The sequence below is a fragment of the Rhodococcus sp. 4CII genome (genome assembly GCF_014256275.1).
Lineage (GTDB): Bacteria > Actinomycetota > Actinomycetes > Mycobacteriales > Mycobacteriaceae > Rhodococcus_F > Rhodococcus_F wratislaviensis_A.
On the sequence record NZ_JACCFE010000002.1, the window covers coordinates 2,105,967 to 2,128,695 of the forward strand.

Genomic DNA, 22,729 nt, shown 5'->3' on the forward strand with positions numbered 1-22,729 from the left:
TATCGGCCGCCCTACAGAAGGTCGAGCATGGCCGCGACCACGCGTTCGACCACCGGAAACTTGTCCGGGGCCAGATCGTGGCGGGCACCCTCGAACTCGACGAGCGTCGTCGGAGCGGGTATCAGTGCGAGTGCCGACTGCAGTTCGCCGGTGGTGGCGAACGGGTCCTTCGAACCGTGCACCACCACGGCCGGGGTGCGCAGACCCGGCAGGTGCTCGGTGCGGAGCTTGTCCGGCTTGGCCGGCGGATGCAGCGGGTACGACAGCAACAACATTGCGTCGACGAGACCCGGCCGTTCCGACGCGAGCATGGACGCCTGACGTCCGCCGTACGAGTGCCCGCCGGCCCACACCGGAACCGTCACCAGGTCGCGCATCACGGCCACCGCGGCCGCGACGCCGTCCCGGTCCTCCGCCGCGGTCGACGGGTGCGGCGGACCCGACGCGCGGCGCTGACGGAACGGAAGATCGAACCGCAGGACGACGACCCCCCGCTCCACGAACCCCTCGGTGACGGCACGCAACAGCTTTGTGTCGCAATCACTTCCCGCCCCGTGCGTCAGTGCCAGCGCCGCCACCGCCTCCCCCGCGGGGCGATGCAGATGTCCGCGCACACCGTCACGTTCCAGCAACTCGGTCATGCGGTTCACGGTAGTGGAAGGTCGCGCTGTTCCGGCGCGAGCAGCTCCGGAATGGTCAACAGCTGCAGAATGTTCGCGACGACGCCCGCCCACAGTTCCACGACGGGTATCGCCACCAGCTCGTTGCCGAGTTCGGCCTCCCGGAACACCGGCGCGTCCCCCATCGTCCGGCGGACGAACAATGCGACGATCGTCAGGCCCTGCATCAGACCTTTCGGACCGGAGTGAAATGGGAACCTGCGGCGGATCACACCATCGCTGCCCCGACGACTCTGCCCAAGCGTCTTCATCACGGTCCAAGATCAGATCGGCATACATTCGATAAGAGTTACTTGTCGAACTCGATCGTCGGCATGAGTTCCTCCGCGCGCGCCGAGACCGTCTCGAGCAGGGGCGACCGGGGCCTGTCGGCCCACGCCAGCGCACCGCGAATACGGTGACATCCGCCGTCCGTGGGCACGACGACGGAGTTCGACGGCCCCGGTGCGATGGGAGCTGGGATCAGCGACACCCCCCCCCGACGGACGGTGCGGGCGAACTGCGGCAGCTTCGACTGTCCGTACGCACCGCTGAATCGACCCGCACGCGGCCCTCCTCCGCCGGATTGCCCACCGACGCCGACTGCTCGGCCCAGGCAACGGCTTTCAGCGCGGCCCGGCACGGCACGAGAAACTGCTCGCCCGGCGGTCAGCCGAATCGGTTGCGTTCCGCGGTCGAACAGCGTCACTCCGAGATGCCTCTCCAACTGCTCGATCTGCTGACTGACGGCGGCTGGGCCATGCGCAACGACGCGGCGGCCCGGCCGTAGTTCGACATTTCGGCTACGGCGACGAACACGCGCATCCAGCGGATCTCCATGCCCGCACCCCTATGTGGTGCGCAATCCGACGTTTGATTGCGATTGGCTCTCGGTCTGTTTGCCGGGTTCGAGGGCTGGGTACATGAACAACACGACTGCTGGGAGTAGCCAATGGACACCATGACCATCATCTGGATCATCGTCGCGATCGTCGTCGTACTCGCTGTGATCGCACTGCTCGTTGCGGCATCACGCAAGCGCAACGAGCGCCGCCATCAGGAGGCCGACAGCATCCGCGCGAAGGCGCAGGAGCAGACGTCCGTCGTCGAGAAGCGCGAAGCGCTGGCGGAGGAAACCGCGGCCAATGCACGGAAGGTGCAGGCAGAAGCCGAGGCCAAGGCCGCGGAAGCGAAGCGGCTGCAGGTCGATGCGCAGACGCATCGGAACACGGCGACCACGTCCCGTGACGACCTGAAGCACGAGTGAAGCGGGCCGACGAACTCGATCCGCACGTGAAGACGACGGATACCCCGTCGACCGACGCCCGGACCACCGATGCCCGCACCGCCGACACCGGGTCCGCCACCCCTCGGACCAATGGCACAACCTCCACGAATACCCATGGAGCGCACACGAAGCCGACGGACACCACGTCGACGTAACTTTTCAGTACGACACGTGCACCGGCCCGGCGCCGGCGCCCACACGGGAGGTCGGTAATGCGGATCGGACGGCTCGTGACGCTCATCGTGATCATCTGGCTGATCATCGGTGCGGTTGCCGTGTGGCAGCGAGGCTATTTCAAGGACACGACGGCCGACTGCGCCAGCGCCGGAACGATTGCCGTCACCGTCCTCGCCGGCCCACTCAACTACGCGGGTGTGAATCCGAAGATCAATTGTGAAGTGCCGCAACCGAGTCAGTAGCTCCAGCCCGCCCAACCGAAAAGAGGGAACACTGTGATCGTTCTCGGAATCATCCTGCTGGTCATCGGCCTCGTCGCGGGGATCTCGATCCTCACGACGATCGGGATCATCCTTCTCGTGATCGGCCTCGTCCTACTCCTGCTGGGCACGACCGGCCGCGCGGTGGGTGGGCGGAAGTACTGGTATTGACGTCGACGTACCCTTCGCCGGCGCAGTAGCCTACATCCATCAATCATTGACATTGTCAACGATTGATGGATAGGTTTCTTTCGAGCAGGTATGCGTGCGCCGTACGCATGCCGACGAAAGGAGCCTTGCATGACCTCGGTTGCACTGCAGCGGAACATCTTCGACGACGATCACGATGCGTTCCGGGAGACGGTCCGCCGATTCGCCGAACGTGACGTCGCGCCTCGACTGCGTGAGTGGGCAGATGCGGGGCAGGTCGACCGCGACATCTACCGCCAGGCCGGCAAACTCGGACTACTCGGGATCAACGTCGAGGAACGATTCGCCGGAGGCGGTACCGACGACTTCCGGTTCAACGCCATCGTCATCGAGGAGTTGTGCCGTGTCGGCGCACCGGCCGTGGTGATGGGCCTGGCGGGAATCAACGATCTCGTCACGCCGTACCTCGTGTCGCTGGCGAGCGACGAGCAGAAGCATCGATTCCTGACCCCGCTGTGCACCGGCGAGAAGATCGGCGCCATCGCCATGACGGAGCCGGGTGCGGGCAGCGACCTGGCCGCGATCTCCACGACCGCCCTGCGCGACGGCGACGAACTGGTCCTGAACGGCACCAAGATCTTCATCAGCAACGGAATGCTCGCCGATTTCGTGATCGTAGCGGCCAAGACAGATCCCGCCGCGGGCAAGAAGGGCGTGAGCCTGCTGGTGGTCGAAGACGGAGTGGCGGGATTCACCCGGAACGGACCACTCCACAAGGTGGGCCTGGCAGCGCAGGACACCGCGGAACTCGTGTTCGACGATGTTCGCGTCCCCCTCGGGAACGTCCTCGGCGAAGTGAACGACGGCTTCGGCTACCTGCGCCACAATCTGCCCCAGGAACGCCTGAGCGTGGCGGTGACGTCGATGGCGTCGATGCGGCGCACCTTCGACCAGGCGCTGGCGTACAGCTGCGACCGCACGGCGTTCGGCAGGCGGGTGGCCGACTTCCAGGCCAACCGCTTCTACCTCGCGGAACTCGCCACCGAGATCGAGATCGCGCAGTGTTTCACCGACCGCTGCATCCTCGACGCCGCGCACGGCACGCTCGACGAGGTGACCGCGGCGATGGCCAAGTGGTGGATCACCGAATTGCAGCAGCGCGTCGTCCAGCGCGCGGTGCAGCTGCACGGCGGCTACGGCTACATGCGGGAATACGACGTCGCACAGGACTACCTCGACTGCCGCGGCGGGCCGATCTACGCCGGAACCACCGAGATCATGAAGGAAATCATCGGGCGCAAGCTCACACGGGCCTAGCTGCCCGAGCGCGGAAGCGTTGTCGATCTCTTCCATTGACATCTTCAATGATTAATGTTTAATTGTGATCCGCGCTACATGCGCGATCCACTCTGATGTCCCGCTCGGCCAAGGAGTATCGATGACGGTCACCGCCACCGCCGGCACCATGTCGGCCACCCGCCGCAAGAAGGAAGTTCGCAGGGTGATCCTGTCGAGCTACCTGGGCAGCACCATCGAGTTCTACGACTTCCTGCTCTACGCCACCGCAGCATCCCTCGTCTTCGGCCCCGTGTTCTTCGCCGGCCTGGACCCCCTGGCCGCGAGCATCGCCTCGATGGGAACGTTCGCCGCCGGCTACGTCGCGCGCCCCCTGGGCGGAATCGTCTTCGGGCACTTCGGCGACACGGTCGGCCGCAAGGCGATGCTGCTGATCTCCATGACGGTCATGGGCATCGCGTCCTTCGCGATCGGGCTCATTCCCCCGCCGGAGATGATCGGGTCCTGGGCCGCGGTGATCCTCGTCCTCCTCCGGGTCTGCCAGGGTCTCGCCGTCGGCGGCGAATGGGGTGGCGCAGCGCTCATGTCGCTCGAACACGCCGAATCCGGCAAGCGCGGTTTCGCTGCGGCGTTCACCAACGCGGGGGCCCCGACCGGGGCGCTGCTCGGCACCCTCGCGCTGGCAGCCGTGTCGCTCCTCCCTGACGAGCAGTTCCTGACGTGGGGCTGGCGCATCCCCTTTCTGATCTCCGCATTCATGCTGGCCCTCGGCCTGTTCATCCGCGCCAGAGTGTCGGAGAGCCCGCTGTTCACGGCGGCGCTGAAGGAGACCGCGAAGAAGGAGACCGCCCCGCCGATCGTCACGATCCTCAGGCGTCCCCGCGCGGTGGTCGTGGCCGCGATGAGCTGCATCGCGAGCTTCGGAATGCAGACCGCGTTCACCACGTTCGCCATCACCTTCGGCGTGTCGAGTGGCGCCCAGCGATCCGACGTACTGCTCGCGTTCTCCATCTGCCAGTTCTGCGCGATCTTCCTGGTACTCGGTTCGGCGCGACTGTCCGACCGGATCGGGCGGCGACCGGTCATGCTCGCGGGCCTCGGCGCGATGATCGTCAGCGTCTACCCGCTGTTCCTGCTGCTGAGCACGGGACGGTTCCTGTTCATCGCGCTCGCCTTCGTCGGCTACACCGTCTGCCACTCGGCCACCTACGGGCCGATGGCGGCGTTCATTTCCGAGCAGTTCGGCACCCGGGCGCGCTACACGGGAGCGTCACTCGGATATCAGCTGGCCACGCTCATCGGCGCGGGATTCACCCCGGTCATTCTGGCGTCGCTGTTCGCGTCGTCGGGCAAATCGATCCTCCCCGTCGGGTTGTTCATCATCGCACTGTGCGTGGTGAGCGCCGTCTTCCTCGTCGCGACGAAGGAGAGCAAGGACAACGACCTGAGCGCCGACACCCCGTCGGCCTGAGAAATTCATCGACCACGCTCGAGAGTAGTTTCGAAGAGAACGAGGAGTCACCATGAACAACGAAGGCATCGGCTCGTGGCTCGAGCGCCGCATCGCGATGACGCCGAAGAGCGAGGCGCTCGTCTTCGACGGACAGGCCGTCACCTACGAGGAGATGGCCCTGCGGACACGTCGTCTCGCCCACGGTCTGCGCGCCCTCGGAGTCGACAAGGGCGACTGCGTAGGCTTCTTCGGATTCAACGATCCCGCGGCACTGGAAGTGATGTTCGCGGCCGGCTTGCTCGGTGCCACCTATCTTCCGCTCAACGCCCGCCTCACCGCCGAAGAGGCGCGCTACGTCCTCCGCGATTCACGATGCAGCACAGTCATCTTCGGAGATCAGCAATCCGACGTCGCGCGGGAGCTGGCGCAGTCGGAGACGCCCGTGACCACCTGGATCGGTCTGGACGACTCGTGGCCGGGTCTCACGTACGAGGAGGTGCGGGCCGGCCGACCCGACACGCGCATCGACGAGCGGGTTGGCCTCGACGACCTCTCGGTGCTGATGTACTCGTCGGGCACCACCGGCGCACCGAAGGGCGTCATGCTCAGCCACGGCAACATGCTGTGGAACGCGTTGAACCAGCTTCTCGCCCAAGACATGACGTCGAAGGACCGCACCCTGTCGGTGGCGCCGCTGTTCCACATCGGCGGTATCGGCGGTGCCGTCACACCCACGCTTCTCACCGGCGGCACCGTGGTGCTGCTGCGCAAGTTCGATGCCGGCGTCGTCCTCGACACGATCGAGAAGGAACGCATCACCACGTTCTTCGCAGTTCCCACGATGATTCAGGAACTGTGGCACCACCCCCGGTTCGCGGGCGCCGATCTGTCCAGCCTGCGGGCCATCTGCGTCGCCGGCGCACCCGTGCCCGAAGCGTTGATCTCACCGTGGCAGGAACGTGGCGTCGCGATCGCGCAGGCGTACGGGCTGACCGAGACCGCGCCGTCGGTGACGATGCTGTCGGGTGACGACGTGCGCGCGAAGGTCGGATCGGCGGGCAAGCGGACGTTCTTCACCGACGTCGACGTCGTCCGCCCGGACGGGTCGAGCGCCGAACCGAACGAGGTCGGCGAGATCGTCGCCCAGGGACCGAACGTGATGCTCGGCTACCTGAATCAGCCCGACGCGACCGCCCGCACCGTCGTGGACGGCTGGCTGCACACCGGCGACGCCGGTTACTTCGACGACGATGGCTTCCTCTTCATCTGCGACCGCTACAAGGACATGTACATCTCGGGCGGCGAGAACGTCTACCCCGCCGAGATCGAGGCGGCGCTGCTGAAACTGGACGGAATCCGGGAGGCGGCGGTGATCGGCGTCCCCCACGAGAAGTGGGGCGAGACCGGCATGGCGTTCGTCGTGGCCGCCGACGGCACGTCGCTCGACGCGGAGACCGTCCGCACCCGGCTGCGAGAAAGGCTCGCGGGGTTCAAGATTCCCACGTTCGTCCAGATCGCGGAGGAGCTTCCCCGCACTGCGACCGGGAAGATCCGCAAACCCGATCTGCGCTCCCGCGCCGGTGCGTACTTGTCAACGTCCCGCGGTTGACACGTACTCACGAGCTACTGCGGCTCGTACTGGATGTAGCGACGCACCTCCCGCGCCCGCTCCGCTCCGGCGAAGCGGGCGACGAGGTGCAGCGCCATGTCGATACCCGCGGACACGCCGGCCGAGGTGATCACGTCACCGTCGTCGACGAACCGATCGTCCGGCCGCACGTCGATGCTGGGATCGATCTCCGCCAGCAGTGCCAGTGACGCCCAATGCGTCGTAGCCGGCCTGTCTTTCAACAGGCCGGCTTTCGCGTAGACCAGGGAACCCGTGCAGACGCCGGCCATCAACGGGACGTCGGTGCGCTGCCGACGCACCCAGTCGAGGTGTTCGTGGTCGAGAAGTTGTGGCCGCGTGCCCCGACCGCCGGGATGGATCAGCACCTCCAGCGACGGAGCGTCGGCGTAGGAATGATGAGCGCCCAGGACGAGCCCCTTGGCGCACCGCACACTTCCGCCCGTCGCGGACAGGCAGGACACGGCGTATCCGTCGTCCGGGTACGTGCGCGTCCACGCGGACAGCACCTCCCACGGGCCGACGACATCCAGTTCTTCGACGTCGTCGAACAACACGATCCCGATGTGCTTCATTCCACCATGCAAGCACACCCGTGAGTACTTGTTAACCGGCCGCGGTTAACAAGTACTCACGGGTGCGGCAGCGCAGATGAGGGAAAGGCGATGCTCTGCAACGTGTCTCGCATCTGCGTGACGACGGCTTCGGGGATGCCCTCGAAATAGCGCCCGTGCGCGGCGTCGACACGTGCCTTCGCGTCGTCGCGGAGCCGACGCCCTTCGTCGGTGGCGGCGATCAGCTTGTTGCGGCGATCCGAGGGGTCCAGGGTGCGGACGACGAGTCCGCGTTCCTCGAGTTCGTCGACGAGTCCCACGATCTGGCTGGGGTCGAGCCCCATCGTGGCGGCCACCCCGCGCTGGTTGACGCCCTCAGCCTGTTCGCACGCGAGGACCAGGACCGAATAGGAGCGCACCCGCAGACCAGTGGGGACGAGGGCCTTGTTGACCGACCCCAGCACCATCCCGCCGACGCGCGAGAGCAGGAACCCGATGTCGTCCGATAACGCCTGCGAGTCGGCCATGCGACGACCCCCTTTCCGATGATTGCCGGTAGCGTAGCAGACCTTAATCATTGACATTCTCAATCATCAATGATTACGTGTGATTCACCGAACACGACCTTAGGAGAATCGCGACATGGACCTCAGCCACAAAGTCGCCGTCGTCACCGGCAGCGGGCAGGGCCTCGGGCTCGCCTACGCCCAGGACCTGGCCCGACACGGCGCAGCGGTCGTGATCAACGACGTCAACCAGGCCACCGCCGACGCCGCCGTCGCAGAGATCACCGCCGCGGGCGGGCGCGCCGTCGCCGTCGTCGCCGCGGTCGGCAGCACCGACACCGCCCAGAAGTTGGTCGCCGGCGCGGTCGAGGCATTCGGCCACCTCGACATCATGGTCACCAACGCCGGCATCCTCCGCGACAAGGTGCTGTGGAAGATGACCGACGACGACTTCGACGCGGTCGTCGGCGTGCACCTGCGCGGCACGTTCACCTGCGTGCGCGAAGCGGTCCTGCGCTTCCGCGAGCAGGGCGGCGGCGGTCGAATCATCTGCATCGGCTCCCCCGCCGGGCAGCGCGGCAACTTCGGCCAGACCAACTACTCCGGTGCCAAATCGGGCATCGTCGGCATGGTCCGCACCTGGGCGCTCGAACTGCAGCGCGCCGGGATCACCGCCAACGCCGTCTGCCCTGTCGCCGCCACCGCGATGACCGAGACCGTCCCGTTCCTGGCCCCCTACATCGAGGGCATGAAGAGCGGCGAACCGCTACCCGGCATCATCCGCCGCGAGGTGGGCATGGGCACCCCCGACGACGCCGCCGGAATCATCTCGTTCCTCGCGTCCGATGACGCGGCCGACATCACCGGGCAGGCCTTCGCCGTCGGCGGCGACCGCCTCGCGCTGTGGACGCACCCCGAACTGACCGCGGTCGAGTACCACGACGGCGGCTGGTCGGCCGACGACATCGCCGACCGGTGGGCTCGCACGTTCGGCGACTCCGTGCAGTCCGTCGGCGAGGAGTTCCCCGAGGAGCTGATGGCGAAATGAGCCGATACGAGTACGGCATCGACTTCGACAAGATCGCCGCCATCGACATCCACACCCACGTCGAGATCGACGGCTGCGGGCACCGGTCCCTCGACGACGAACTGATGGCCGCGTCGGAGAAATACTTCAAATCCGGCGAAGAACGCACGCCGACCATCGACACCATCGCCGACCACTACCGGGCCCGGAACATGGCCGCTGTCGTGTTCACCGTCGACGCAGGCGCCGCCACCGGCCACGCCGCGAACTCCGTCGAGGAGATCGCCGAGGGTGCCGCCCGCCACAACGACGTCCTCATCCCGTTCGGGTCCGTCGACCCCTGGCAGGGCAAGGCCGCCGTGCGGCGCGTGCACCGCCTCGTCGACGAGTACGGCGTCAAGGGGTTCAAGTTCCACCCCAGCATGCAGGGCTTCGAACCGAACGACCGCCGCTTCTACCCGCTCTACGAAGCCATCACCGAGGCCGGTGTCCCCGCCCTGTTCCACACCGGACAGACCGGGATCGGCGCCGGACTGCCCGGCGGGCACGGCATCAAACTGCGCTACTCCGACCCGATGCTTCTCGACGACGTCGCCGCCGACTTCCCCGACCTCACCGTGATCATGGCCCACCCCGCGGTGCCGTGGGTCGACGCGCAGATCTCCATCGCCACCCACAAGGCCAACGTCTTCATCGACCTGTCCGGGTGGTCGCCCAAGTACTTCCCGCCGCAACTGGTCAAGGCCGCCAACAGCATGCTCCGCGGCAAGGTGCTCTTCGGCTCCGACTTCCCCGTCATCCAGGTCGACCGCTGGATGACCGACTTCGCGAACCTCGACATCAAACCGGAGGTCGCGCCCCTGATCTTCAAGCGGAACGCGTTGCGCGTTCTCGGCATCAAGCACTGACCGGGCTCACCGAACCACCAGGAGACATCGTGACCACCGCAACCACCACCCGGGTCGCCACCCTCGCCGACCTCACCGCCCTCGAAGGGCAACCGCTCGGCACCAGTTCGTGGATCGACATCCCCCAGCAGCGGATCGACACGTTCGCCGACGCCACCGACGACCACCAGTGGATTCACGTCGACCCCGAACGAGCGAAGGCGGAGAGCCCGTTCGGCGGGCCCATCGCGCACGGCTACCTCACGTTGTCGCTGATCATCCCCATGTGGGACGAGATCCTGACCGTCGACAGTGTGACCATGGCCGTCAACTACGGGCTGAACAAGGTCCGGTTCACCAACCCGGTGCCCGCCGAGGGACGCGTCCGGCTCAACGCGACGCTGCAGTCCGTCGAACAGCTGCCCAAGGGCGGCGTCCAGGTGACCGTCGCCGGGCAGATCGAACTCGAGGGCAGCGAACGACCCGCGGTAGTCGTCGAGGCCGTCTACCGCTTCTTCGAGTAACCCACCTGTGAGTACTTGTCGATCGCCCCCGCGGTTGACAAGTACTCACAGGTGCCGGAGGCGCACTACTCGGGAGCCTGATCCTCGGGCTCGACCTGTTCCACCTGCTCACGCTCGGACGCGTTGCCCGCGATCCCCTTCGCCTCGCGTTCGGCCGCCAGACGGTCTTCCATGTCGTCGACGAGATCTGCGATCCGCTGGTGCTCGGGGAGGTGCTGATCGTGTCGATCCGAATTCGCCTTCATCACGCTCCTTCCGCTCTGTGTGACGTGCCGGAATCCTGCGACTTCCGTAACGCACAATTCGAACTGTACGCCGCGGGTTCGGTCGAAGCGGGCATTCGGGGCGGGCCGAACTGGACGCTCGTCTCCAGGCAATTTTCGGCGCCGCCGAAACCCCGTGCCGAACAGAGTCTTACAGCCATTCGGCGCGCCAATGCCACACTGCGCAACCTCTTTTCACCGTCGAGGCGGATCCTCCACCGCATCGGGCAGGCGATGATTTCGATGCACAATCGACACCGTCTTGCGAGTACATGCAGCCGTCACCTCGTACTCTGGACCGGTACCACCCGAAGGAGGACCGATATGCCAGCAGTCACCACACCTCACGTTTATGTTCACCGCGCCGGCGATCGGCTGAAAACGAAGATTTCCTGGTTGGATTCGAAGCACTCGTTCTCCTTCGGCCAGCACTACGACCCCGACAACACGCACCACGGACTGCTCCTCGTGAACAACGACGACACCGTGCTCCCGGGTCAGGGGTTCGAGACGCACCCGCACAAGGACATGGAGATCGTCACCTGGGTGCTGCGGGGCTCGCTCGTCCACCAGGACTCGATCGGCCACTCCGGCATCATCTATCCCGGCCTTGCGCAACGCATGAGCGCAGGCAAGGGCATCATGCATTCCGAGAAGAACGACAGTTGGCGCCTGAGCGGTGAGCAGCACCACGAGCCGGTGCACTTCGTCCAGATGTGGGTGGTACCCGACGAAGCCGGTCTCACACCGAGTTACGAACAACTCGAGATCGAGGACGAGATCCTCAAGGGCGGCCTGGTTCCCGTCGCGTCCGGAATGCCCGAATACAAGGACAATTCGGCGATTCGGATCAACAACAAGCACGCGGCCCTGCACGTCGCGCGCGTCTTCCCCGGCTCGCCGGTCACGCTTCCCGAGGCTCCTTACCTCCACGTCTTCGTCGCCCAGGGCACCGCGGAGATGGAAGGTGTCGGCACCGTGTACGAGGGCGACGCTGTGCGGCTGAGCGCCTCCGGTGGCCAGCAGATCTCGTCCCACTCCGGCGCGGAGGTCCTCGTCTGGGAGATGCACGCCCGCATCGGCGGGTAAGTTCCCAGCGACTTCACAGCCTGACGGCACTGTGCGACCAGGCCCCGCGGTGCGTCACGGCCGTCGAGGAGACGCAGGGGCCGTATTGGTTCGACGTCGACTCCATCCGCAGCCACATCCGCGAGGACCGGCCGGGGAAGAAAACGGTGCTCACCACCCAGCACGTGACCAATGCCACCGACAGCATCTACGACGACGCAGGCCTGCTGACCGTCGTCAAGCAGTCGGACCGCTACCTCGCGGCGATCAATCTCGGCATCGACGTCTGATCGATCCCCGATCCCCTTTTCGGCCCGAACGCGGTTTCGCCCTGAGCGCAGTGGTGGACCGCTCCCCGAGGAACGGTGTAAGGATGGAACGCATGACCACGGCTCAGCGCTCCGGCATCGACCTCACCCACCTCGACAGCGACACCCGCGCCCAGGACGACCTGTTCGTTCACGTGAACGGCAAGTGGATCGACGACTACGAGATTCCCGCGGACCGGGCGATCGACGGCGCGTTCCGCACGCTGTACGACAAGGCCGAGGTCGACGTCCGGACCATCATCGAGGAGGCGGCGGGCTCCGGCGCGGCGCCGGGCACCGACGCGCAGCGCATCGGCGACCTGTACGGCAGCTTCATGGACGCGGACGTCGTCGAAGCCGCGGGGCTCGCCCCGATCGCCGGCGAACTCTCCGACGTGGCGTCGGCCACCGACCTCTCCGCGCTCGCCGCCGTACTCGGCCGGCTGCAGCGCACCGGGGTCGGCGGGGCCGTCGGCGGCTACGTCGACACCGATGCGAAGAACTCGGAGCGGTACCTCGTCCACTTCAGTCAGTCGGGGATCGGCCTGCCCGACGAGTCGTACTACCGCCAGGACGATCATGCGGAGATCCGCACGGCGTACGTGGCGCACATCGCGAAGATGTTCGCCCTTGCCGGCGTCGACTACGACGCGCAGCGGGTGTTCGACCTGGAAACGAAGATCGCAGCGGGTCACTGGGACGTCGTCAAGCGTCGCGACGCGGAGCTGAGCTACAACCTGCTCACCCTCGACCAGTTGCCCGCCGGATTCGACTGGTCCGCGTGGATCGCCGCGCTCGGCGGCACGCCGGAGCAGTTCGCCGAACTCGTGGTCCGTCAGCCCGACTTCCTCACCACCCTCGCCGGGCTGTGGACGTCCGAAGCGTTCGACGACTGGAAGGCGTGGGCCACCTGGAACATCATCCGGTCCCGGGCCCCGTACCTCACGCAGGCCCTGGTCGACGAGAACTTCGCCTTCTACGGGAAGACGCTGACCGGCGCCGAAGAGATCCGTGATCGCTGGAAGCGCGGCGTGTCCCTGGTGCAGGACCTGCTGGGCGAGGCTGTCGGCAAGCTGTACGTCGAGCGGCACTTCCCGGCGGACGCGAAGGCCCGCATGCAGGAACTCGTCGCGAACCTGCAGGAGGCATACCGGCGCAACATCTCCGACCTCGACTGGATGAGCCCCGAGACCCGGCAGGCCGCGCTGCGCAAGCTCGAGAAGTTCACGCCGAAGATCGGGTACCCCGACAAGTGGCGCGACTACTCGGCCGTCACCATCTCCCGCGACGACCTGGTCGGCAACTACCGCAGCGGGTACGCCGCCGAGTACGACCGCGACCTCGCGAAGCTCGGTGGGCCCGTGGACCGCGACGAGTGGTTCATGACACCGCAGACGGTCAACGCCTACTACAACCCGGGCATGAACGAAATCGTCTTTCCCGCAGCCATTCTGCAGCCGCCGTTCTTCGACGCCGCGGCCGACGACGCCGCCAACTACGGGGGCATCGGTGCCGTCATCGGCCACGAGATCGGGCACGGATTCGACGATCAGGGCGCGAAGTACGACGGCGACGGCAACATGATCGACTGGTGGACCGACGACGACCGCACCGAGTTCGGCAAGCGCACGAAGGCACTGATCGAGCAGTACAACGCGTTCGAGCCGAAAGCACTGCCCGGTCACACCGTGAACGGCGAATTCACCATCGGCGAGAACATCGGCGACCTCGGCGGCCTGTCCATCGCCATCGCGGCGTACCGGATCGCCACGGACGGGTCCGAACCGGAAATCCTCGACGGTCTCACCGGTCTCCAGCGGGTGTTCTTCGGTTGGGCTCAGGTGTGGCGCACCAAGGCCCGGGACGCGGAGGCGCTCCGCCGCCTCGCCGTAGACCCGCACTCGCCGCCCGAGTTCCGGTGCAACGGCGTGGTCCGCAACCTCGACACGTTCCACGAGGCGTTCGACGTCCGGCCCGGTGACGCGCTGTACCTCGACCCGGAGGAGCGCGTGAAGATCTGGTAGTCCTGCTACCGCAGGCGGTTTCCCGCCGCCGCGGAGAAGAAGTACACCTCACCCGGCTTCGGCTGCAGGTGCACCCTCTCCCCCGCGGCGACGGTGCGGGCGCGGTCCACCCGCACCACCACCTTCCCCGACGTCCCGGACGCGTACACGAACGACTCCGCGCCGAGTTCCTCGAGCAGGTCGGTCTCCACCGTGTAGGAGTCCTTCCGCCACGACCCCACCAGCGTCCACGACTCCGGACGCACGCCGACGATCACCGACTCGTCCCCGATCGCGGAGCGCGGCACGGGAATACGCAGATCACCCAATTCCGCGGCGCCGTCCCGGATCGGGGTGTCCATGAGGTTCATGCCGGGTGAGCCGATGAACCCGGCGACGAACGTGTTGACGGGGTTGTCGTACAGCTCACGCGGGCGGGCGACCTGCTGGAGTCGCCCACCCTGCATGACCGCCACCCGGTCGCCCATCGTCATGGCCTCCACCTGGTCGTGCGTGACGTACACGGTGGTCGTACCGAGCCTGCGCTGCAGCCCCGCGATCTGCGAACGGGTGCTCACCCGCAGCCTGGCGTCGAGGTTGCTCAGCGGTTCGTCCATGCAGAACACCTTGGGATGGCGCACGATTGCCCGGCCCATCGCCACCCGCTGGCGCTGCCCGCCGGACAGTTTGGCCGGTTTACGATCGAGCAGGGGTTCGAGCTCGAGCATCCGCGCCGCCGCCAGCACCCGCTCGGTGCGTTCGACCTTTCCGACGCCGGCGTTGCGGAGCGCGAACCCCATGTTGTCGGCCACGGTCATGTTCGGATACAGCGCGTAACTCTGGAACACCATGGCCACGTCGCGGGCCCGGGGCGGCAACGCGGTGACGTCGCTGCCGCCGATCTCGATCCGCCCTGCCTCGACGGCCTCGAGGCCGGCCAGCATCCGCAGGCTGGTCGACTTGCCGCACCCCGACGGACCGACGAGGACGAGGAACTCGCCGTCCGCGATGTCGAGGTCCAGCCGATCGACCGCTGGTCGATCGGCTCCCGGATAGCGGTGGGTGACACCCGCGAACTGCACGTTGGCCATGAAAGTTCCTTCTCCTCCTACTGGGGCAGCTTGGGTGTGATCTGGCGGTCGATGATCTGCTGCAGTTGCGTCCCGACGCCGGCGAACGTCGCCGCCACGTCTGCGTTCCGAAGGGCGATCTGTTCGAGTCCGGTGCCGATGATCTGGTCGCCGCCGGGCACGAACACCCGGGCGTAGTCCTGCGACCGGGTCTTCACGAGCTGGTCGACGGCGGTGCGCGCGTTGGGATTCGCGTCGAGGTACGCCTTCATACCGGGATCCTCGACGGCGGATTTGCGGACCGGCATGTACCCGACGTTCTGCGAGAAATACGCGGTGTTCTCGCCGTTCGTCACGAAGTCGATGAACTTCAGGGCGTTCGTCTTCCGTTCGTCGGAGATCCGCGACGGAATCGCGAGGCCGGCGCCGCCGGTCGGACAGCCCGGCGCGCCCGAAGCCGGCAGGAAGGCGGTGCCGAAGTCGAAGGTGGCGGACTTGGTGATCCCGGACAGGTCCCCGGTGGAAGCGATGGTCGACGCGAGGATGCCGGCACCGAACTCGTTGGCGATGTCGCTGGACACGGCCGCGTACTTCTTCGTATGGATCATGTCCTTCAGGAACGTCCCCGCGGCGAGCGTCTTCTCGTCGCCGAACTTCAGATCCCACTGGTCGGAGTAGGCACCGCCGAACGTCCACACCGGTCCCTCGAACGTCCAGCCAAGATAGTTCTTGGCGTCGCCCCAGCCGTGGGCCAGCTTGCCATTGCCCATCACCCGCTGCAGTTCGGGACCCCACTCGTCGAATTCCTGCCAGGTGGCGGGACCGCGGTCGGGCAGGCCCGCCTGCGACCACACCTGCTTGTTGTAGTAGAACAGCGGCGTCGACCGGGCGTACGGGAGCGCGTAGTGCTTGCCCTCGAACAGGTAGTCGGCGAGCAGCGAGTCGACGTAGTCGGCGGAGTCGACACCGACCTCCCCGAACAGTCCGTCGAGCGGCTCGATGGCACCGGTCAGGGCGTAGTTGAACCACCAGACGTCCGACAGGACGACGACGTCGGGGAGTTCGCCGCCCGACAGTGCCGCGTTGAACTTCTGCGACACCTCCTCGTAGTTCTTGCCGCCGTCGACGAGATTCACCGTGAGGTCGGGGTACTTTGCCTGGAACCGGTCGATCAGCTCGCGCTCGACGTCCTGGGACTTACCGGGGTGGTTGGACCAGAACGTGATGGTGTTCGCGTCGCCGGCCGCACCGGAGGCCGCCGACGAACCCGACCCGGATCCCGCACATGCCGTCAGCGCGGCGCCGGCCGCGACCACGCCGGCCAGCCCGAGGAATCCCCGACGATTCATCCGATTCATGTCTCTCCTCGTGTCCGCTATCCCTTGACCGCACCCGATGTGAGGCCTTTGATCATGTGCCGTTGCAGCACAAGGAAAACCACGAGGATCGGCAGCATCGTGAGCACCGTCCCCGCCATCACCGGACCCCAGTTGGTGAGCCCGTCGTTGTTCTGGAGCTGGGTCAGCCCGATCGGCAACGGCGCCACGGACGCGTCGTCGGCCATCAGGAACGGCCACAGGTATTCGTTCCACTCGGTGACGACGGTGATGATCGCGAACGCCACCATCGTGGGTCCGGACACCGGCAGGACCACCCGCCACAGCAACCGGACGTGGCCGGCGCCGTCCATCCGGGCGGCCTCGATGATCTCGGTGGGTATCGACAGGAAGTGGTTGCGCATCAGGAACGTTCCGAACGCGACCCCCGCCAGTGGAACGATGATGCCGTGAAATGTGTTCCGCCAACCCCATTCGGCGACGAGGGCGTAGTTGGAGATGACCGTGATCTGGTTCGGCACCATCAACGCCGCGATGATGCCGAGGAACACGAGGTTCTTACCCGGGAACCGCAGGAACACCAGTCCGTACGCGCTGAGGACGCCGAGCGCGAACTTCACGACGGCGAGCACCCCGGTGATGATCACCGAGTTGCGCAGGAACGTCCAGAACGGCACCGACGTGGTGGCCTCCGAGTAGTTCTCGGGATGAAAGGTCGCGGGCCACCACGTGACCGGGAGCGTGTACACGTCGGGGCGATCCTTGAACGACGTCATCACGATCCAGTACAGCGGCAGGGCCACCATCACCAGCACCGCCACCATCGCGGCGTACCCGAGGGTCGTGACGAGCACTTCCCGCCGCCGGTGGTCGCGAGCGGGGTCTGCCGTCACCGGCGCAACCTCGTCGCGCTGATCGCGCACGGTGTCCACAGTCACCGGCCGTCACCCCGATCCATGATCCGCACCTGATAGACGGTGATTCCGAACAGGACGAGAAACATGATCGTGGCGACCGTGGCGCCGTAACCGGCGCGGAAGTTGCGGAACGACTCGTTGTAGACCTGGTAGACCATGGTGGTGGTGCCGGTGCCCAGCGGACCACCGCGGGTCATCACGTTGATGATGTCGAACACCTGGAGGGAGCCCAGCATCACCGTGATCGAGAGGAAGTAGGTGGTGGGACGCAACTGCGGGAGCACGACCCGGCGGAACATCGTCCACGTGCTCGCTCCGTCGATCTCCGCGGCCTCCGTCAGCTCACGTCGCGTACCCTGCAGTGCCGCAAGGTAGATCACGAACGTGTAGCCGAGATTCTTCCACATGTAGGTGACCGTCACCATGAACAGCGCCCAGCGCGGATCCTGATAGAAGTCGGGAACGGAGTCGATCCCCACACGGCGCAGCAGGTCCTGGATCAGCCCGAACCGGGGATCGAACACGAATTGGAAAGCCACCCCGATCGCGGCGCCCGAGATGACGAACGGCGCGAAGATCGCCGAGCGAACAAGGTTGCGGCCGTGCAGCTTACGATCCAGAAGCAGGGCGAGCGCGAGACCTGCGACCATCGACCCCGCCACCGTGGCGACGGTGAACACGACGGTGTTCCCGACGATCTGCCAGGTGTCGGGACGACTCCACCACTCGCGGTAGTTGCCCCAGCCGATGAACGTGGCGACGGGGTCGGCGATGTTCCAGTCGAAGAACGACAGCCGGATGTTGTCGACCAGCGGGCGGTAGGTGAACAGAACGAGCAGAACCAGATTGGGGCCCACCAGCGCCACGAACAGCGCGTGGTCCCGCCACGGACGCCCGAGGAATCCCTGCTTACCCGGCGACGGCAGGGTTCGTTCCGGACTCGATCTCACTGCGGCAGTCTGACGAGTGATAACGAATAGCCGGTAAATTGCCGTAGCCCGCACATTGAACTGTGCGGGCTACGGGAAAACGCGGTCGGATCGGGGTCAGCGGTTCCAGTCGCCGAGACCGTCGGAGCCGCTCAGCGTGCCGCCCGCGGTGTTCTGCACGACCACGGCGTCGCCCTTCTTCGAGTTCTCGTAGAACCACTTGGCGTCCTCGGTGCTCACGTTGAGGCAGCCGTGACTGGTGTCCGTGTTGCCCTGCGCGTTCACCGACCAGGGTGCCGCGTGGACGAAGATGCCGCTGTACGACATGCGGGTGGCGTACTCGACGTACGTGCGGTAGCCCTCCGCGGAGTCGACCGGCACCCCGTACGTGGAGGAATCCATGTACATGTCCCGGAACTTGTCGCCGATGATGTACGTGCCGTTGGGGGTCTCGTGATCGGTCTTGCCCATCGACGTCGGCATCGTCTTGACCACCTCGCCGTTGCGGGTGACAGTGATCTGCTTGGTGTTGTCGTCCGCGGTCGCCACGAAGGCGTCACCGATGGTGAACGTGGAGTGCGAATCGCCGGCATCCACCGTGACCTCGGTGTTCGCGGGCCAGAACTCGGTGGGCTTCCACCGCACCTGGCTGTCGTTGATCCAGTAGAAGCCACCCTCGACCGGCTGGCTGGTGGTGACCTTGATGGCGCGCTCGGCGGCGGCGCGGTCGCCGATCGCCTCGTTGAACCGGATGATCACCGGCTGCGCGACACCCACGACCTCGCCCGCACCCGGGTTGAGGGACGGAGCCGAGAAGTTGGCCGGCGCGGGAGCCGGTTCCGGAAGCGGCAGTTGCGGCGCGCCGGGGAGACCGGGCAGCGCGGGAATGGCCGGGATCTCGGGTCCACCGGGAAACAGCGGTGCGGCCTGTGCGGCCCCTACCAGCGCCGTTCCCGACACGACAGCGCCGGTCAGTGCGACAGCGACGCGCGAAGACCAGTGCTTGTTCCTGGAAAAACCGATTCCTGACTTGCCCATATGACCACTCTCGTTCGACGACGTGTACAACGCGCGTCCCCGACGGACCTATCACTCGCGCACTGCCATTAACACACATCATCCGGCCACGAGCAATTTGCCCGCAATCGTTGCCGCTCCGCGGCCTGCGCGACCTGGGTGTCACCGCGTGGTCAAGAAGTGCTCACGATCAGGTCTCGGCCCGGGCGGCCGCCAGCATGCTCTCGATGGTGATCAATTTGGCGCGGGTGCGGCCGGCGGCCCTGCCCCCGGCCCGCTCGGTCTTGTCGATCCGCTGCCAGCCCTGGTAGTCGACGGCGTCCGGGGCGCGCTCGGCGATCAGCCGGTCCAGCCCCTCACGGTCGGCGGGCGCGTCGAGCCGACCGGCGGAGAAGTCGTCGATCAGCATCCTGACCGTTTCCGCGGAGCAGTACTTGTTGGTGCCGATCACGCCCGTGGGCCCGCGCTTGATCCAGCCGGCCACGTACACGCCGGGCACCGGCGTGCCGGTCTCCGGGTCGGTGACCCGCCCGTTCTCGTTGGGGATCACGCCCCGCCGGTCGTCGAACGGGAGACCAGCCACCGGCTGACCGCGATAGCCGATCGACCGCAGCACCAGGCCGGTGTCGAGAGTCGTGGTGTCGTCGGAGGGTTTGGCGCTGAGTGTGCCGGACGCGTCCGCGACCATCTCGTTCCGTGCGATGCGCACCGATTCGACGGTGTCGGTGCCGAGGATCTCGACCGGCGACGTCAGGAAGCGCAGCACGATCCGCTTCTTCGTCGGATCGGCGGTGCGCCGGGCGAAGTCCTCGACCTGGCGTACCTTGTGGCGCTGCCACGGCTCCGACTCGTCGCCGTCGATGAACGCGCGACTCGCGGGGTCGAGGACCGCTTCGTCCGGGTCGACGACGATGTCCACGTTCGGCATGCGCCCGAGCGCCAGGAGTTCGGGGTTGGTGTAGGCGGCCTGGGCCGGTCCCCGACGGCCCAGGATCACGACTTCGCGGATGTTGCTGGCCCGCAGGGCCTCGAGGGCGTGGTCCGCGAGATCCGTCGTGGCCAGGACGTCCGGGTCGGTGACGAGGATGCGGGCCACGTCGAGGGCCACGTTGCCGTTGCCGACGATGACGGCCCGCTCCCCCGACAGGTCGAACGTGCGGTCTGCGTAGTCGGGATGGCCGTTGTACCAGGCGACGAACTCGGTGGCAGCGTGGCTGCCGACGAGATCCTCGCCGGGTATGCCCAGCGCACGGTCGCCGGCCGCACCGACCGCGTAGATCACGGCGTGGTGGTGCGCGAGCAGGTCCTCGTGGCTCACGTCCCGGCCCACTTCCACGTTGAAGTGGCAGTGCACCGTGCGTTTACCGACGACCGAGCGGAATTGGTCGGTGACCCCCTTGGTCCCCGGGTGGTCCGGCGCGACACCGGCACGCACCAGCCCGTACGGGGTGGGCAGGCGGTCGAAGATGTCGACCTCCACCCGCGGTTTCGCGGTCAGTTCCATCGCGGCGTAACAGGCGGCCGGACCGGACCCCACCACCGCGACGTGCAGGGTGCCGAGCGCCGCATCGATCTGCGGGAGCTTGAGCGGCTCCGGCCAGTCGGGGCCGATGGGGTGTTTGGTGTAGTACTGCGCGTTGATGTCGAGATACGGCTCGTCGACCTCGTCGAGGTCGTTCTCCGCGTAGATCGCCTCCACCGGGCATTCCTCGACACAGGCACCGCAGTCGATGCAGGTGTCCGGGTCGATGTACAGCATTTCCGTGGTCGCGAACGGTTTCTCGTCCGGTGTGGGATGGATGCAGTTGACCGGACACACATCGACGCACGACGCGTCGTTGCAGCACGGCTGCGTGATCACATAAGCCACAGTTCTCCCCTACCCGAGTACGCGCAGTCAAACGTCGAAATGTGACACCAGACTATAACGTGTTCCACTCTTGCGCGAGAACCCGCGGACGGTCAGACGGCGTCGCCCGGCTCCACCCGGAATCCGACCTTCAGCGTGACCTGGTAGTGCGCGACGGCGCCGTTCTCGACGTGGCCCCGCGTCTCGACCACCTCGAACCATTCGACGTTGCGCACGGTCTCGTTGGTCCGCGCGATGGCGTTCTTGATGGCCGCGTCGGTGCTGTCGCTCGACGAACCGACGACCTCGACGACCCGGTACACGTGATCACTCATCAGGGATTCCTTTCGTGGTTACTTGTCGTTCCGGACGATCGACTGCGCCTCGACACCGAGCCGGGCCAGACGAAGATCACCGAGCGCCGTGAACGAACTGCCGAGCCGGTTGGTGACGAAACCCAGCGCCAGTCCGCTCTCGAGGTCGGCATAGGCGCCGGACCCGCCGACGCCGTAGTGCCCGATCGCGTTCGCAGGTTGTTCCCGCGTCATGAAGATCGGCCGGTGGTAGCCGAGCGACCACCGCGGCCGGATACCGAGAACGTAATCGCGGTCGTGGGTCTGCACCTGCGACATCTGCGCGATGGTGGACGTGCGCAGGAACCGGCGGCCGTCGAGTCTGCCACCGTTGGCGATGGCCCCGTACATGCGGGCGAGGGCCCGTGCGCTGAACACGCCGTTCCAGCCGGGCATCACCGCGTCGTGCACCGCGGGGTTGCGGACCAGTACGTCGAAACCCTGCGGCATCGCCGCCTCGGCGAGTCCGCGGGTGGGCCCGACGAGCGACAGCACGTTCGACGTGAGTTCCCAGTTGAGTCCGGCCGGGTTGATGTGCGGGAACAGTTTCGCGATCCGCGGACGGTGCCGGCCGGGTACCTGGTACCAGAAGTCGTCGACGCCGAGCGGTCCGGCGATTTCGTCCTGTACCACCTGGACGAACGGCTTCCCGGTGACGCGGGCGATCAGTTCGGCCACCAGCCACCCATAGGTGACGGCGTGATAGCCGGGACCGCGCAGGCGGCGCGGATCCGCCGGGGTGGCCGCGAGCGCCTGCACGACGGCGTCGTAGTCGAGGAGGTCGAGCGGGCTCCGCATCAGCCCCCGCACCTTGTGCAGCCCGGCGCGGTGCGTGAGGAGTTCGCGGACGGTGATGTCGTCCTTGCCCGCCGCGCCGAACTCGGGCCAATAGCGCGCAATCGGTGCGTCGTAGTCGATCAGGCGGCGCTCCGCGAGCCGGTGTACGACAGTACTGGCCACGCCTTTTCCCGTCGAGAACGACAGGGCCATCGTGTCGCGGTCCCACCGGCGGTCGCGGTCGGCCCAGCCCGCCCAGATGTCGAGGACCTTCTCGCCCCGGAGGTAGACGGTGAGGGCCCCGCCGCCGTGCTGAGGCTGCCGGTACATCGCGAAGAACTGGTCGGCGAGCGGCAGGAACCGGGGATCGACGTGCAGCTCCGTCCGTGGCACGGACGGAGGCCGGGGAACTCGAACGCTGGTCGACATC

At 66.5% G+C, this 22,729-nt stretch carries 25 protein-coding genes and 1 pseudogene; 12 read left to right on the top strand and 14 right to left on the bottom strand.

Annotated elements, in window-relative coordinates; genetic code table 11:
* Positions 1-11: 11 nt before the first annotated feature.
* From H0B43_RS10535 to H0B43_RS10545, 3 genes are all read right to left on the bottom strand, one after another.
* Positions 12-641: an alpha/beta family hydrolase gene (locus H0B43_RS10535; protein ID WP_213015118.1), complete on the bottom strand. Its 630-nt coding sequence runs from the start codon at positions 639-641 to the stop codon at positions 12-14.
* Between the two features lie 5 nt (positions 642-646).
* Positions 647-847: a hypothetical protein gene (locus H0B43_RS10540; RefSeq protein WP_252189824.1), complete on the bottom strand. Its 201-nt coding sequence runs from the start codon at positions 845-847 to the stop codon at positions 647-649.
* A 122-nt stretch (positions 848-969) separates the two neighbouring features.
* Positions 970-1,386, bottom strand: coding sequence for a LysR family transcriptional regulator (locus H0B43_RS10545; RefSeq protein ID WP_397517475.1), 417 nt, complete (start codon positions 1,384-1,386; stop codon positions 970-972).
* A gap of 225 nt (positions 1,387-1,611) precedes the next feature.
* Between H0B43_RS10545 and H0B43_RS41425 the strand changes: the two genes are divergently transcribed.
* The 6 genes from H0B43_RS41425 to couL all read left to right on the top strand — a co-directional run bounded on the left by H0B43_RS41425 (position 1,612) and on the right by couL (position 6,892).
* A complete protein-coding gene (locus tag H0B43_RS41425) occupies positions 1,612-1,926 on the top strand; it encodes a hypothetical protein (RefSeq protein ID WP_252189823.1) in 315 nt (104 codons plus the stop codon).
* A gap of 233 nt (positions 1,927-2,159) precedes the next feature.
* The gene (locus H0B43_RS10555) at positions 2,160-2,366 is read left to right on the top strand and encodes a hypothetical protein (RefSeq protein WP_185727959.1); all 207 of its coding nucleotides are present in this window, start codon (positions 2,160-2,162) and stop codon (positions 2,364-2,366) included.
* A gap of 33 nt (positions 2,367-2,399) precedes the next feature.
* Positions 2,400-2,555: a DUF6131 family protein gene (locus H0B43_RS10560; RefSeq protein ID WP_005263616.1), complete on the top strand. Its 156-nt coding sequence runs from the start codon at positions 2,400-2,402 to the stop codon at positions 2,553-2,555.
* Positions 2,556-2,684: 129 nt separating this feature from the next.
* A complete protein-coding gene (gene couH / locus H0B43_RS10565; protein ID WP_185727957.1) occupies positions 2,685-3,851 on the top strand; it encodes a dihydro-p-hydroxycinnamoy-CoA dehydrogenase in 1,167 nt (388 codons plus the stop codon).
* A gap of 121 nt (positions 3,852-3,972) precedes the next feature.
* Positions 3,973-5,301, top strand: a complete 1,329-nt coding sequence (gene couT / locus H0B43_RS10570) for a p-hydroxycinnamate MFS transporter (protein WP_185727956.1) — start codon at positions 3,973-3,975, stop codon at positions 5,299-5,301.
* A 52-nt stretch (positions 5,302-5,353) separates the two neighbouring features.
* Positions 5,354-6,892, top strand: coding sequence for a p-hydroxycinnamoyl-CoA synthetase (gene couL / locus H0B43_RS10575; protein WP_185727954.1), 1,539 nt, complete (start codon positions 5,354-5,356; stop codon positions 6,890-6,892).
* Between the two features lie 14 nt (positions 6,893-6,906).
* Here the strand turns inward: couL and H0B43_RS10580 are convergent, their stop codons facing one another.
* The gene (locus tag H0B43_RS10580; RefSeq protein ID WP_185727953.1) at positions 6,907-7,485 is read right to left on the bottom strand and encodes a DJ-1/PfpI family protein; all 579 of its coding nucleotides are present in this window, start codon (positions 7,483-7,485) and stop codon (positions 6,907-6,909) included.
* Between the two features lie 56 nt (positions 7,486-7,541).
* Positions 7,542-7,991, bottom strand: a complete 450-nt coding sequence (gene couR, locus H0B43_RS10585) for a MarR family transcriptional repressor CouR (RefSeq protein WP_185727952.1) — start codon at positions 7,989-7,991, stop codon at positions 7,542-7,544.
* Between the two features lie 115 nt (positions 7,992-8,106).
* On the opposite strand from couR, the gene couN reads away from it, so the two are divergent.
* From couN to couM, 3 genes are read left to right on the top strand one after another with little or no spacing between them, the layout of a single operon-like run.
* Positions 8,107-9,018 (top strand): 4-hydroxyphenyl-beta-hydroxyacyl-CoA dehydrogenase, encoded by a 912-nt coding sequence (couN, locus tag H0B43_RS10590; protein ID WP_185727950.1) that lies wholly within the window; start codon positions 8,107-8,109, stop codon positions 9,016-9,018.
* Entirely contained in the window at positions 9,015-9,905 is an 891-nt protein-coding gene (gene couO / locus H0B43_RS10595) for a 4-hydroxyphenyl-beta-ketoacyl-CoA hydrolase (RefSeq protein WP_185727948.1), read from the top strand. The genes couN and couO overlap by 4 nt, the downstream gene beginning before the upstream one ends.
* Positions 9,906-9,934: 29 nt before the next feature.
* Positions 9,935-10,408, top strand: coding sequence for a p-hydroxycinnamoyl-CoA hydratase (gene couM, locus H0B43_RS10600; RefSeq protein WP_185727947.1), 474 nt, complete (start codon positions 9,935-9,937; stop codon positions 10,406-10,408).
* Positions 10,409-10,473: 65 nt separating this feature from the next.
* Here couM and H0B43_RS10605 read toward each other — a convergent pair whose 3' ends face one another.
* Entirely contained in the window at positions 10,474-10,653 is a 180-nt protein-coding gene (locus H0B43_RS10605) for a hypothetical protein (protein WP_185727946.1), read from the bottom strand.
* Positions 10,654-10,995: 342 nt separating this feature from the next.
* On the opposite strand from H0B43_RS10605, the gene H0B43_RS10610 reads away from it, so the two are divergent.
* The 3 genes and pseudogenes from H0B43_RS10610 to H0B43_RS10615 all read left to right on the top strand — a co-directional run bounded on the left by H0B43_RS10610 (position 10,996) and on the right by H0B43_RS10615 (position 14,071).
* Complete coding sequence (locus H0B43_RS10610; RefSeq protein ID WP_185727945.1) at positions 10,996-11,760, top strand: pirin-like bicupin family protein; 765 nt, start codon at positions 10,996-10,998, stop codon at positions 11,758-11,760.
* A gap of 17 nt (positions 11,761-11,777) precedes the next feature.
* Positions 11,778-11,939, top strand: a pseudogene (locus H0B43_RS41430) (protocatechuate dioxygenase); the annotation flags it as partial.
* A gap of 182 nt (positions 11,940-12,121) precedes the next feature.
* Positions 12,122-14,071, top strand: a complete 1,950-nt coding sequence (locus H0B43_RS10615) for a M13 family metallopeptidase (protein ID WP_185727944.1) — start codon at positions 12,122-12,124, stop codon at positions 14,069-14,071.
* Between the two features lie 5 nt (positions 14,072-14,076).
* On the opposite strand, the gene H0B43_RS10620 is transcribed toward H0B43_RS10615, so the two are convergent.
* From H0B43_RS10620 to H0B43_RS10655, 8 genes are all read right to left on the bottom strand, one after another.
* A complete protein-coding gene (locus H0B43_RS10620; protein WP_185727943.1) occupies positions 14,077-15,141 on the bottom strand; it encodes an ABC transporter ATP-binding protein in 1,065 nt (354 codons plus the stop codon).
* A 17-nt stretch (positions 15,142-15,158) separates the two neighbouring features.
* Entirely contained in the window at positions 15,159-16,478 is a 1,320-nt protein-coding gene (locus H0B43_RS10625; RefSeq protein ID WP_185727941.1) for an ABC transporter substrate-binding protein, read from the bottom strand.
* Between the two features lie 17 nt (positions 16,479-16,495).
* Positions 16,496-17,350 (bottom strand): carbohydrate ABC transporter permease, encoded by an 855-nt coding sequence (locus tag H0B43_RS10630; RefSeq protein ID WP_397517518.1) that lies wholly within the window; start codon positions 17,348-17,350, stop codon positions 16,496-16,498.
* Between the two features lie 41 nt (positions 17,351-17,391).
* Entirely contained in the window at positions 17,392-18,345 is a 954-nt protein-coding gene (locus H0B43_RS10635; RefSeq protein ID WP_397517517.1) for a carbohydrate ABC transporter permease, read from the bottom strand.
* Between the two features lie 75 nt (positions 18,346-18,420).
* Positions 18,421-19,341: an Ig-like domain-containing protein gene (locus H0B43_RS10640; protein ID WP_185727940.1), complete on the bottom strand. Its 921-nt coding sequence runs from the start codon at positions 19,339-19,341 to the stop codon at positions 18,421-18,423.
* Between the two features lie 169 nt (positions 19,342-19,510).
* Positions 19,511-21,190 carry an FAD-dependent oxidoreductase gene (locus H0B43_RS10645; protein WP_185727939.1) on the bottom strand — a complete coding sequence of 560 codons (1,680 nt, stop codon included), beginning with the start codon at positions 21,188-21,190 and terminating at the stop codon, positions 19,511-19,513.
* A 92-nt stretch (positions 21,191-21,282) separates the two neighbouring features.
* Positions 21,283-21,504 carry a dodecin gene (locus H0B43_RS10650; RefSeq protein WP_073362425.1) on the bottom strand — a complete coding sequence of 74 codons (222 nt, stop codon included), beginning with the start codon at positions 21,502-21,504 and terminating at the stop codon, positions 21,283-21,285.
* Between the two features lie 18 nt (positions 21,505-21,522).
* Positions 21,523-22,728, bottom strand: coding sequence for a serine hydrolase domain-containing protein (locus tag H0B43_RS10655; RefSeq protein ID WP_185727937.1), 1,206 nt, complete (start codon positions 22,726-22,728; stop codon positions 21,523-21,525).
* Between the last annotated feature and the right edge of the window lies 1 nt (position 22,729).